Source organism: Microbispora bryophytorum (assembly GCF_043197435.1).
Taxonomy (GTDB): Bacteria; Actinomycetota; Actinomycetes; order Streptosporangiales; family Streptosporangiaceae; genus Microbispora; species Microbispora bryophytorum.
The window spans coordinates 336,478-348,350 of the sequence record NZ_JBICTF010000001.1; the positions used below are offsets into that span (position 1 = coordinate 336,478).

Annotated in this window: 9 protein-coding genes; all 9 read right to left on the minus strand. The window is 73.5% G+C overall.

Annotated features, from left to right (window positions below; genetic code table 11):
• Positions 1-26 precede the first annotated feature (26 nt).
• On the minus strand, positions 27-1,466 hold the full coding sequence (ftsZ, locus tag ACGFIB_RS01540; protein ID WP_393367773.1) for a cell division protein FtsZ: 1,440 nt from the start codon (positions 1,464-1,466) through the stop codon (positions 27-29).
• A gap of 247 nt (positions 1,467-1,713) precedes the next feature.
• Complete coding sequence (locus tag ACGFIB_RS01545) at positions 1,714-2,385, minus strand: cell division protein FtsQ/DivIB (RefSeq protein WP_142568617.1); 672 nt, start codon at positions 2,383-2,385, stop codon at positions 1,714-1,716.
• Between the two features lie 43 nt (positions 2,386-2,428).
• Positions 2,429-3,853 (minus strand): UDP-N-acetylmuramate--L-alanine ligase, encoded by a 1,425-nt coding sequence (murC, locus tag ACGFIB_RS01550; protein WP_357257986.1) that lies wholly within the window; start codon positions 3,851-3,853, stop codon positions 2,429-2,431.
• Positions 3,850-4,929: an undecaprenyldiphospho-muramoylpentapeptide beta-N-acetylglucosaminyltransferase gene (murG, locus tag ACGFIB_RS01555; RefSeq protein WP_142568613.1), complete on the minus strand. Its 1,080-nt coding sequence runs from the start codon at positions 4,927-4,929 to the stop codon at positions 3,850-3,852. Before murG ends, murC begins: the two co-directional genes overlap by 4 nt.
• A gap of 1 nt (position 4,930) precedes the next feature.
• A complete protein-coding gene (gene ftsW, locus ACGFIB_RS01560) occupies positions 4,931-6,385 on the minus strand; it encodes a putative lipid II flippase FtsW (RefSeq protein WP_393367777.1) in 1,455 nt (484 codons plus the stop codon).
• A gap of 8 nt (positions 6,386-6,393) precedes the next feature.
• Positions 6,394-7,770 carry a UDP-N-acetylmuramoyl-L-alanine--D-glutamate ligase gene (murD, locus tag ACGFIB_RS01565; RefSeq protein WP_357240150.1) on the minus strand — a complete coding sequence of 459 codons (1,377 nt, stop codon included), beginning with the start codon at positions 7,768-7,770 and terminating at the stop codon, positions 6,394-6,396.
• A complete protein-coding gene (gene mraY, locus ACGFIB_RS01570; RefSeq protein WP_142568607.1) occupies positions 7,755-8,828 on the minus strand; it encodes a phospho-N-acetylmuramoyl-pentapeptide-transferase in 1,074 nt (357 codons plus the stop codon). The genes murD and mraY overlap by 16 nt, the downstream gene beginning before the upstream one ends.
• A complete protein-coding gene (locus tag ACGFIB_RS01575) occupies positions 8,825-10,192 on the minus strand; it encodes a UDP-N-acetylmuramoyl-tripeptide--D-alanyl-D-alanine ligase (RefSeq protein ID WP_393367780.1) in 1,368 nt (455 codons plus the stop codon). Before ACGFIB_RS01575 ends, mraY begins: the two co-directional genes overlap by 4 nt.
• Before the next feature lie 63 nt (positions 10,193-10,255).
• Entirely contained in the window at positions 10,256-11,824 is a 1,569-nt protein-coding gene (locus tag ACGFIB_RS01580; RefSeq protein WP_142568954.1) for a UDP-N-acetylmuramoyl-L-alanyl-D-glutamate--2,6-diaminopimelate ligase, read from the minus strand.
• Positions 11,825-11,873: the final 49 nt, after the last annotated feature.

Here is an 11,873-nt window from a genome sequence, read left to right on the forward strand (position 1 = left end):
TCCCCCGGCCGTACGGATGCCCAGCGTCACTTGAGGAAGTCCGGCACGTCGAGCTCCTCTTCCTGCTCCTCGAACACCACCGGACGCCGGGGACCCGGCTGAACGGCCCTGGAGGTGATCGGGGTCGGCGGCTCGGGAGCCGGGCGCGGGATCGGCAGCGGCCCGGTGGCGCCCTGGTCGCGCCCGCCGTCCGCCGCCGTGTCACGCGGGAACGACGTGACCGCCTCGGCCTGCTGGGCCTCCGGCGCGGACGCGGCCTGCGACGTCGCCTGCTGGACCGGCTGACTCACGGGCTGGGCCGGCGGCGGCACGGGGTTGGCCGTGAACGCGTTCACCGGGAACTGGGTCGCCGGCGGAGTCGCGGGCTGCGCCACGCCGCTCGCCGGACGCACCGGCTGCGCGGGCTCCGGACGCGGCTCGGGCTTGGCCGGGGCGGGCGCGGGACGGGCCGCGGGCGCGGCCGGCGCCGGACGGGCCTGCTGGGGCCGCGACAGCGGCGCGGCCGCCGGCTTGACCGGCTCGGGCTCGTCGAACCCTGCCGCGATGACCGTCACCCGCACCTCGTCGCCGAGCGCGTCGTCGATGACCGTGCCGAAGATGATGTTGGCGTCGGGCGCGGCGGCGTTGCTGACGAGCTGGGCCGCCTCGTTGATCTCGAACAGGCCCAGGTCGGAGCCGCCCGCGATGGACAGCAGCACGCCGTGGGCGCCGTCGATGCTCGCCTCCAGCAGCGGGCTGGAGACCGCCATCTCGGCGGCGGCGACCGACCGGTCGTCGCCCCTGGCGTGGCCGATGCCCATGAGGGCCGAGCCCGCGCCGGACATGACGGACTTCACGTCGGCGAAGTCCAGGTTGATCAGACCGGGTGTGGTGATGAGGTCGGTGATGCCCTGCACACCGGACAGCAGCACCTGGTCGGCGGCCTTGAACGCGTCGAGCACGCTCACCTGGCGGTCGGAGATCGACAGCAGCCGGTCGTTCGGAATGACGATCAGCGTGTCGACCTCCTCGCGGAGGGTCTCGATGCCGGCCTCGGCCTGCATGGCCCGGCGCTTGCCCTCGAAGCTGAAGGGCCGGGTGACCACTCCTATCGTCAGCGCGCCGAGCGAGCGGGCGATGCCGGCCACGACCGGCGCGCCGCCGGTCCCGGTGCCGCCGCCCTCGCCCGCGGTCACGAAGACCATGTCGGCGCCCTTGATGACCTCTTCGATCTCCTCCCGGTGGTCCTCGGCGGCCCTGCGGCCCACCTCCGGGTTGGCGCCCGCGCCGAGGCCTCGGGTGAGCTCGCGCCCCACGTCGAGCTTGACGTCGGCGTCACTCATCAGCAGCGCCTGGGCGTCAGTGTTTATGGCGATGAACTCGACGCCCTTGAGTCCCTCCTCGATCATCCGGTTCACGGCGTTCACTCCGCCGCCGCCGATGCCGACGACCTTGATGACCGCGAGGTAGTTCTGCGGTGCTGCCACGACGAGGGGCCTTTCCGCTCGTTTGCGTTTCCTGCGGGCAGGGCCCGCCGTCTTCTGAACTCTCACCCTCAAGTTGAGATTTAGAGTTATGTCAACCTGAAGATTGATACGGACAGTAGGGTTGTGCGTCCCCCAGGGTCAACTAACCGCGCCGCAAGGCCGTCCGGCGTGTCGCGCACTGTCCTATTCGCATGCCGCCGTGCTGACAGGCGGTCCCGGATCACGCGCCCACGGTCCGTGAGAAATCTCACCTGACCGTCACCACCTGCGGCGAGCTGACATCGTAGCTGGTTCCCGGCTTGGCGAGGGCGGCGAGCAGGACTCGTCCCTTCTGCGCCGAGCGCCCCGCGTCTCCCCATACGACCGTACGGCCGTCGGTGAGTTTGAGCGTGATCGACCTGGGCGAGGGGACGCGCAGCTCCTGCAAGCGCTGCAGGACGGTGTCCGGCAGCGCCCGCAGCACGGTGAGCCCGGCCCTGGTGGCGGAGTCGTCCACAGCGGCCCGCTGCACGCGCAGCACCGGCAGCCGGGGCGGAGCCACGGTCACCTCCTGCAGGACGACGCCGTAGCGGTCGATCACCGCCGTCGTCACCCCCAGGGGCACGGCGGCGGCGGGGACGCGCTCGACCACGCTGATGCGCAGCGTTCCCGGCCAGCCGCGGTCGGCGGTGACCGACTCGACCGCGCGCATCGCCCGCAGCCGCCCTTCGACCCCGGCGAGGTCGACAGTGGCGAGCGGCGTGCCGGTGCGCACCCCCGCGGCCTGCCGCAACTGCTCGGCGGGGATCCGGTTGTTGCCGGTGATCTCGACCTCCCGCACGCCGAGGACGGGCGAGAAGAACACGACCCACGTGGCGACGCCCACCACCCCGCCGGTCAGCAGGGTGGCGAGGGCCGAACGGCGGACGGCGCGCCTCACCGGTTCCCCACGCTCCGGATCGCGGCCCGGACGACGGCCCGCGTCACCGGGCGGACAGCTCCGCGACGATCTTCGGGCCGAGCTCCGTCACGTCTCCCGCGCCCATGGTCAGCACGATGTCCCCGGGGCGGGCCCGGTCGGCGACGAGCGCCGGCACGGCCTGCCGGTCGGGCGCGTAGACGACCCGCTCGACGGGAAGCGGGATCTTCCCCGCGACCAGCGCGCCGGAGACCCCCGGCTCGGGGTCCTCGCGCGCGCCGTACACGTCCAGCACGACCACTTCGTCGGCGAGGCCGAGCGCCGCGCCGAACTCGTCGGCGAAGAACCGGGTGCGCGAGTAGAGATGCGGCTGGAAGACCGCGATGACCCGGCCGTCGCCGGTCACGACGTCACGGGCGGCACGCAGGTCGGCGGTCAGCTCGGTCGGGTGGTGGGCGTAGCTGTCGAAGACCGTCACGCCCGCGGCCTCGCCCTTGGACTCGAACCGCCGCTTGGCCCCGGTGAAGGCGGCCAGGCCTCCCTTGACGTCGTCGAAGCGGAGGCCGAGGTGGAGCGCCACCGCGATCACCGCGGTGGCGTTGAGCGCGTTGTGCCGGCCCGGCACGGCGAGGCGCACCTCGCCGTGTCCCGCTCCCCCGGGCACGGCGGGGCCGAGGTCCACGCCGAACTCCACGCCGAGGCCGCGCGGCACCACGTCGGTCGTGCGCAGGTCGGCGCCGGCGCTCTCGCCGTACGTGACGACGGTGAGGCCGCGCTCGCGCGCGATGGGCACGAGGGCGGCGGCGCCCGGGTCGTCGGCGCACACCACGAGCAGCGACCCGATCCGCTCGACGAACCGGGCGAAGCTGTCGTGGACGGCCTGGGGGTCGCCGTAGTTGTCGAGGTGGTCGGCCTCGACGTTGGTCACCACGGCGATGCGCGGCGCGAGCATGAGGAACGAGCCGTCGCTCTCGTCGGCCTCCGCGACGAACACCTCGCCCGCGCCGTCGTCGGCGCCGAGCCCGGTCGTCACGAGCTGCCCGCCGACGCAGTACGACGGGTCCTCGCCGCACTTCTGCAACGCCACGGTCAGCATCGAGGTGGTCGTGGTCTTGCCGTGCGTGCCGGCGACGGCGATGCCGTTGCGGCCGGTCATGACCGAGGCCAGCGCGGCGGCCCGCGGGATCACCCGCAGGTTCTGCCGCAACGCCTCCCCCAGCTCGGGGTTGGAGTCGCGGATGGCGGTGGACACCACGACCGTGTCCACGTCCTTGACGTGGGACGCGGCGTGGCCGACGTGGATGACGGCGCCCAGCTCGCGCAGCTCGGCCAGCAGTTCGGACGGCCGCGCGTCGCTGCCCGACACCGGCACGCCGCGCTTGAGCAGGATCCGGGCGATGCCGGACATCCCGGCGCCGCCGATGCCGATGAAGTGCACCCGCCCCAGGTCGGCCGCCGGGACGGGATCCACGAGCTTGACGAGACTCATCGGTGGGCGATCTCCAGCACCTTGCGGGCGAGCGTCATGTCGGCGTCCTTGCGGCCCATCCGCGATGCGGCCTCGGACATCGCGACCACGCGCTCGGGGTCGTTCAGGATCGGCAGCAGCGTCTGGACGATCCAGGCGGCCGACAGGTTCGCGTCGTCGACCATCAGGCCGCCCCCGGCCCGCACGATGGGCTCGGCGTTGAGGCGCTGCTCGCCGTTGCCGTGCGGCAGCGGCACGAACGCCGCGGGCAGCCCCACGGCGGTGAGCTCGGCGCAGGTCATGGCGCCCGCGCGGGACAGCACGAGGTCGGCGGCGGCGTAGGCGAGGTCCATCCGGTCGACGTACGGCAGGACGACGTACTGCGGGTCGCCCGGCGGAAGCTCCGCCTCGACGGTGTTCTTGGGCCCGATCACGTGCAGCACCTGGACGCCCGCCGCCCGCAGGTAGGGCGCGGCCTCCAGCGCCGCCTGGTTGATCGAGCGCGCGCCCTGGGAGCCGCCGAACACGAGCAGCGTCACCCGGTCGGACTCCAGCCCGAAGTACGACCGCGCCTTGTCTCCCATCGACAGGCGGTCCATCGTGCTGATCTCGCGGCGCAGCGGGATGCCGATGTACTCGGCGTTCTGGAGCACGGCGTCCGGGTGGCCGGTGAAGACGTGCTCGGTGAGGCGGGCGCCGAGCCGGTTGGCCAGGCCGGGCCGGGGGTTGGCCTCGTGGACCACGATCGGCACGCCGCGCCGCCGGGCGCCAAGGTAGCCGGGCGTGGCGACGTATCCGCCGAAGCCGACCAGGACGTCCGCGCCGACCTTGTCGAGGATGCCCGCGGCGCTGCCGATGGACCCGGCGAGGCGGCCGGGCACGGTGAGGAGCTGGGGACTGAGCGAGCGGGGCAGCGGCACGGCGGGCACGAGTTCGAGCTCGTAACCCCGGGCGGGCACCAGGCGGGTCTCCAGGCCGCGCTCGGTGCCGAGGCAGGTGATGCCGATCCTCGGGTCGAGCCGGCGAAGCGCGTCGGCCAGCGCGAGCGCCGGCTCGATATGGCCGGCCGTCCCGCCGCCGGCGAGGACCACCCTCATGTCACTCCCTGCTTTCGCGGATGTCTTCGCGGATGTTCTCGCGGACGTCTTCCCGGATGTTCTCGCGAATGTTCCCGCGTCCGCTCCCTGTCGTTCCTCTTCGTGCCGCCCGCGGCCGTGCCGACTGCTGACGGGCCGGCGTCCGCGAGGTCGCGGGCCGCCGCCCGGCGCGGCCGCTCAGGCCAAGCCAGCTTAGAGCCCGCGCGGCCGGTCCCGGGCCACGGGCGGCCAGCGCCTCGGGCGCTCCGGGCTCCTGTTTGGCGAACGACACCAGCATGCCGAGCGCGGCTAGCGTCGGGAGCAGCGCCGATCCGCCGTACGACACCAGGGGCAGCGGGATGCCGGTGACCGGGAAGACCCCGATGACCGCGCCGATGTTGACGACGGCCTGCCCGGCGATCCAGGCGGTGACCGCGGCGGCCGACAGCCGGATGAAGGGGTCCTTCGTCCGGATGGCGATCCGCAGCCCGGCGTACCCGAGCAGGCCGAACAGCGCGACCACCACGAGCGTCCCCATCAGCCCGAGCTCCTCGCCCAGAATGGAGAAGATGAAGTCGCTCTCCGCGTGTGGAACATAGTTCCACTTCTGCCGGCCCGCGCCGAGCCCGAGGCCGAACCAGCCGCCCGAACCGATGGCCATCAGTCCCTGAGCGGACTGGAACCCCTCCTTCTGCGCGGTCTCCCACACGTGCATGAAGCCGGTGAGGCGGCCGAGCCGGTACGGCTCGACGACGATCATAGTGGCGGTCGCGAGCACGAGCAGTGCGAGGATCCCGCCGAACAGCCGCACCGGCGCGCCGACCACCCACAGCAGCGCCAGGAAGATCATCATGAGCACCAGCGTCGTGCCGAGGTCGCGCCCGAGCATGACCAGGACGGCCAGCAGGGCCACGCCCGGCATCAGCGGGATCAGCAGCTGGCGCCACTCGATGCGGCCGACGCGCGCCCGCGTCGCGAGCAGGTCGGCACCCCACAGCACCAGGGCCAGCTTCGCCGGCTCCGACGGCTGGACCGAGAACGGGCCGACGACGATCCACCGCTGGGCGCCCAGCAGTTCCTGGCCGAGGAAGATGACCATCAGCAGGCCGAGGATCGACAGGCCCATCAGCGGATAGCCGGCCAGGCGGAAGAACCGCTGCGGCAACCGGGAGCAGACCCACATCAGCGGAAGCCCGATCGCGACCGACGTGACCTGCTTGAGGAACCAGTAGAACGGGTCGCCGGTCCGCTGCAGCGCCTCGATGCTCGACGCCGACAGCACCATCATCAGCCCGAGCGCCAGCAGCAGCGCGCTGCAGCCGAGCACCAGGTGATAGGAGGTCAGCGGGCGGCCGAGCAGCTCGCGCAGCGCGGCGAGCTGGGCGGCGGCCCAGCCGACGGGCTCGGGCCCCTGACGCTCCGCCTTCCGCGCGGTCGCGGCGCCGGCGGTCGCCGAGCCGGTCACGGGGCCGGTCACGGGGCCCGTCACCGGGCCGCCAGCCGCCGCACGGCTCGGGCGAAGGCCTCCCCACGCGCTCCGTAACTGGCGAACATGTCCAGCGACGCTCCGGCGGGGGCGAGCAGCACGGTGTCACCCGGGGTGGCGAGCCGGGCGGCTTCGGCGACGACACGGTCCATGACCCCAGTGTCTTGCCCCGGCACGTCCACCACGGGGACATTCGCGGCGTGTCGCGCCAATGCGCGGCGGATCACATCCCGATCGGTCCCCAGCAGCACCGCCCCGCGAAGCCGGGGCGCGGCCTGCCGTACGAGGTCGTCGATCTCGGCGCCCTTGAGCTGGCCGCCCGCGATCCACACGATCGACTCGTAGGCGGCGAGGGACGCGGCGGCCGCGTGCGGGTTGGTGGCCTTGGAGTCGTCCACGTAGTCGACCTCGCCGACCCGGGCCACGTGGGCGATCCGGTGCGGGTCGGGCGTGAACTCCCGCAGGCCGCGCCGCACGGCCTCGGGCGGCACGCCGTACGCGCGGGCCAAGGCGGCCGCGGCGAGCGCGTTGGCGACGTTGTGCGGCGCGAACGGCCGCACGTCGGCGAGGCAGGCCAGCTCCTCCGCCGAGGTCGCCGGGTCGGCCACGAAGGCCCGGTCGACCAGCAGGTCCTCCACGACTCCCAGCTGCCCGGGCCGGGGCACGGCGAGCGTGAAGCCCACCCGCGAGGCGTACGGCTCGGCCAGGCGGGACGAGGACGCGTCGTCGGCGTTGTAGACCACGGTCCCCGCTCCCGCGAAGATGCGCGCCTTGGCCGCGGCGTACTCCTCCATGGAGCCGTGCCAGTCGATGTGGTCGGGCGCCACGTTGAGCACGGCCGCCACGCGCGGGGCGAGGGTCGAGGACCAGTGGAGCTGGAAGCTCGACAGCTCCACGGCCAGCACGTCGTACGGCCCGTCGACGGCCTCCACGATGGGGACGCCGACGTTGCCCACGGCCACGGCCTTGTGCCCGGCGGCCGACAGCATGGACGTGAGCATGCGGACGGCGGTGGTCTTGCCGTTGGTGCCGGTCAGCGCCAGCCAGGGGGCGGCGGGCTCCTGCCGCAGCCGCCAGGCCAGCTCGACCTCCCCGATGACCTCGACGCCCGCGTCCGCGGCGGCGACGAGCAGCGGGTGGGTGGGCCGCCAGCCCGGCGAGGTGACCAGGAGCGAGGTCCCGGCGGGCAGGGCGGGCTCGCCGAAGCGCACCTCCACGCCCAGCTCGGCGAGCTCGGCGGCCGTCGCGCGCTGCCGCTCGCCGTCCGCGGACTCCAGCACGGTCACGCGCTCGCCGCGCGCCGCCAGGGCCCGCGCCGCGGCGGCGCCCGACACGCCGAGGCCGGCGACGACGACGTTCACTACTTCGGCATCCATTCGAGGTAGAACAGCCCGAGACCGGCGGCGACGCACAGGGCCGCGATCAGCCAGAAGCGCACCACGATCGTCGTCTCGGCCCAGCCCGACAGCTCGAAGTGGTGCTGCAGCGGCGCCATCCGGAAGACGCGTTTGCGGGTCAGCTTGAAGGACCCGACCTGGATGATCACCGACATCGTGATGATCGCGAACAGGCCGCCCAGGATGACGAGCAGGAGCTGGGTCCGGGTGGTGAAGGCCAGGCCGGCGATCACGCCGCCGAGGGCCAGCGAGCCGGTGTCACCCATGAAGATCTTGGCGGGCGGGGCGTTCCACCACAGGAAGCCCAGACAGGCGCCGAGGACCGCCGCCGCGACCACCGCCAGGTCGAGCGGATCTCGCACCCAGTAGCAGTTGGGGCCGAAGCCGACCGTCGTACAGCTGTTGCGCAGCTGCCAGTTGCCGATCAGCACGTACGCCGTGAGGACCATGCAGGTGGCGCCGGAGGCGAGGCCGTCGAGGCCGTCGGTCAGGTTCACCGCGTTCGAGAAGCCCACGATGAAGAACACGACCCAGATCATGAACCCGATCAGGCCGATCGACGGCCCGATGTCCCGCAGGAACGACACGCGCGTCTCCGCGGGGGTCACCGCGTAGGCGTTGGGGAAGCGCAGGACGAGCACCGCGAAGATCGCCCCGATGACGAGCTGCCCGCCCGCCTTGGCGCCGCTGCGCAGGCCCAGGCTCCGCTGCTTGTAGATCTTGATGAAGTCGTCGAGGAAGCCGACAGCGCCGAGGCCGGTCATCAGGAACAACACCAGCAGTCCCGATGCCGTCGGGGGGTCGCTGACGGCCGAGAAGACGGTCGCCCCGTGGGCCGCGAAGTAGCCGATCAGCGCCGCGATGACGATCACCGTGCCGCCCATCGTGGGAGTGCCCTTCTTGTCGTAGTGTCCCGACGGGCCCTCCTCCCGGATGTTCTGGCCGTAGCCCCTGCGGGCGAACAGCCGGATGGCCAGCGGCGTGCCGACCATGGAGAGAATCAGCGAGATCGCCCCCGCGATGAGGATGTTCCTCACCGGGCGTCACCTCCGAGGATCGCCTCGGCGACCCGCTCGAGCGCGGCCGCACGCGGCCCCTTCACCAGCACCACGTCGCCCGGCGCGAGCCGGTCCGACAACTCCCGCGCCGCCGCCGAGGCGTCCGGCACGTGGATCGCGCCTGGCGCGCCCCGCAGCACCGGCTCGGGGTCCTCCCCCACGACGACGACCGCCTCCAGGCCCGCGCCCGCGGCCAGCCGCCCGAGATCCTCGTTGAGCGCCGGGCCGTCCTCGCCGAGTTCGCGCAGCGCGGCGATCACGGCGAACCGCCGCCGCCCCTCTCCCATCACCGCCAGGCTGCCGAAGGCGGCCCGCATGGAGTCGGGGTTGGCGTTGTAGGCGTCGTTGATCACGGTCACGCCGTCGGCCCGCTCGGTGACCTCCATCCGCCAGCGGCTGCGCGGCTCGGCCGCCGACAGCTCCTCGGCGATGTCGCTCACCGGCAGCCCCAGCTCGTGCGCGGCCGCCGCGGCGGCCAGGGCGTTCTCCACCGTGTGCGCGCCGTACAGGCGCAGCCGGACCGGAGCGGCGCCGGACGGCGTGCGCAGCGTGAACGAGGCGCGGCCGGTCGCGTCGAGCGTTTCGTCCTCCGCCCGCACATGCGCCTCCGGCGAGCGCCCGAAGTAGGTCACCCGCGCGCTCGTACGGCCGGCCATCGCGCGCACCAGCGGGTCGTCGGCGTTGAGCACCGCGACTCCGCCGGCGGGCAGCGCCTCGACGAGCTCGCCCTTGGCCTGCGCGATCGCCTCCTTGCCGCCGAACTCCCCGAGGTGCGCGGTGCCGACGTTGAGCACCACGCCGATGCTGGGCGGGGCGATCCTCGCGAGGTAGGCGATGTGGCCGATGCTGCGCGCGCTCAGCTCCAGGACCAGGAACCGGGTGGCCTCGTCGGCCTTGAGCACGGTCAGCGGGTGGCCGATCTCGTTGTTGTACGAGCCGACGGGGGCGACCGTGGGGCCGAGCCGGGCGGCGAGACCGGCCAGCAGGTCCTTGGTCGTGGTCTTGCCGGCTGAGCCGGTCACCCCGACGACGGTCGTGCCGGGCAGCTCCGACAGCACGGCGGTGGCGAGCGAGGCCAGGGCCGCGAGCGGGTCGCCCACGATCACGGCCGGCGCGTCGACGGGCCGGGTGGCGAGCACGGCGGCGGCGCCGGCGTCGCGGGCCTGCCGGGCGAAGTCGTGCCCGTCGGCCCGTTCACCCTTGATCGCCACGAACAGCGAGCCCGGTCCGGCCGCCCGTGAGTCGATCACGACGGGCCCCCGGACCACGGCCGCGGGGTCCGCCGCTCCGTTCAGCGCTCCGGACGTGATCTCGGCGACCCGGGCCAGCGGCAACGGGATCATGGTGTCTTTCCTGCTCTCTTTCGCGTCGCTAACTCAGCCGCCGGGGCACGGCCCGGCATCGGCTCACGCATCGGCGTCTCGCGCCGCCCGCCGCGCCCGGCTCCGCTCGGCGACGGCGGCGGCGGCCACCTCACGGTCGTCGAAGGGAATGACCTCGGCCCCGACATACTGCCCCTGCTCGTGTCCCTTGCCGGCCACAACTACCACATCTCCGGGCACCGCACCGCCGACGGCCAGGCGGATGGCGTCCGCCCGGTCCGGCTCCACGACCACGTGGGCCCGTTCCTTGATGGGTACCCGCAGTGCGCCCTCCAGCATCGCGGCGAGGATCGCGAGCGGATCCTCCGTACGGGGATTGTCGCTGGTGAACACGGCCAGGTCGGCGAGACGGACGGCGGCCTCGCCCATCATCGGGCGCTTGCCGCGGTCGCGGTCGCCGCCGCAGCCCAGCACGATCACCAGGCGGCCTCCCGGCCCGTCGTCCAGCACGGCGCGCAGCGAGCGCAGGACCGACTCCACCGCGCCCGGCTTGTGCGCGTAGTCCACGATCACCTGGACGTCGTCCGCGCCCGGCACCCGCTCCATCCGGCCCGGCACGCCGCCGAACTCGCTCACGCCGGTCACCGCGGCCTGCAGCGGGACCCCGGCCTCCACCAGCGCCACCAGCGCGCCGAGCGTGTTGTCCACGTTGAACGGGCCGGGCAGGGCCACCGACACCTCGGCCTCGACCCCGCCGGGACCGACCAGGCGGAACGTGCTGCCGGCGGAGCCGAGGCGCACGTTCTCGGCGCGCCAGTCGGCCTCCGGCGCCCCCGCGGCGGAGAACGTCGTGATCGGGATCTTGGCCGTGGCGGCCAGCTCCCGTCCGTGGGCGTCGTCGATGTTCACCACGCCCACCCGGCTGAACTCGGGGGTGAACAGCCGGGCCTTGGCCGCGAAGTAGTCGTCCAGGTCGCGGTGGAAGTCCAGGTGGTCCTGCGAGAGGTTGGTGAAGATCGACACGTCGTAGAACAGGCCGTCCACGCGGCCGAGCGCCAGGGCGTGGCTGGAGACCTCCATCGCCGCCGCGCTCACGCCCCGCTCGCGCATCAGCGCGAACAGCCCCTGCAGGTCGGTCGCCTCCGGAGTGGTGAGCTCGGGGGTGAACCGCGCGTCGCCCGCGCGGATCTCCACGCCGCCGACCAGGCCGGTACGGCGGCCCGCCGCACGCAGGCCCGCCTCCAGCAGGAACGTCGAGGTGGACTTGCCGCTGGTGCCGGTGACGCCGATGAGCGTGATGCCGGCCGCCGGCCTGCCGTACACCCAGGCGGCGACCTGTCCGAGCACCGCCCTCGGGTCGGGCACGACGAGCACCGGCAGCCCGGTGGCGACGGCCTGGTCGCGGCCGTCGGCGTCGGTCAGGATCGCCGTCGCGCCCGACGCCAGGGCGTCGGCGGCGAACTCCGCGCCGTGCCGGGCCTTGCCGGGCGCGGCCACGTACAGGTCGCCGCGCCGCACCCGGCGCGAGTCGAGGGTGATGCCGGTGACGGTGCCGCGTACCGCCCGCGCTCCGGGGGACGGGACGGCCGACGAGGTGCCGAGCAGGGACGCCAGCGCGGACAGCGGGCGAGCCTGGACGGCCTCGGGACGCATGGACGACGGGGAACGCACGGCGAGAGCGTACCCCTCTCCGCCGCTCGCC

What these genes read in the sequence shown, in the direction of transcription:
- murC (WP_357257986.1), bottom strand. Translation starts at nt 3,853, where the DNA reads ATGAGTCTCGTCAAGCTCGTGGATCCCGTCCCGGCGGCCGACCTGGGG.
- murG (WP_142568613.1), bottom strand. Translation starts at nt 4,929, where the DNA reads ATGAGGGTGGTCCTCGCCGGCGGCGGGACGGCCGGCCATATCGAGCCG.
- murD (WP_357240150.1), bottom strand. Translation starts at nt 7,770, where the DNA reads ATGGATGCCGAAGTAGTGAACGTCGTCGTCGCCGGCCTCGGCGTGTCG.
- ACGFIB_RS01575 (WP_393367780.1), bottom strand. Translation starts at nt 10,192, where the DNA reads ATGATCCCGTTGCCGCTGGCCCGGGTCGCCGAGATCACGTCCGGAGCG.
- ACGFIB_RS01580 (WP_142568954.1), bottom strand. Translation starts at nt 11,824, where the DNA reads ATGCGTCCCGAGGCCGTCCAGGCTCGCCCGCTGTCCGCGCTGGCGTCC.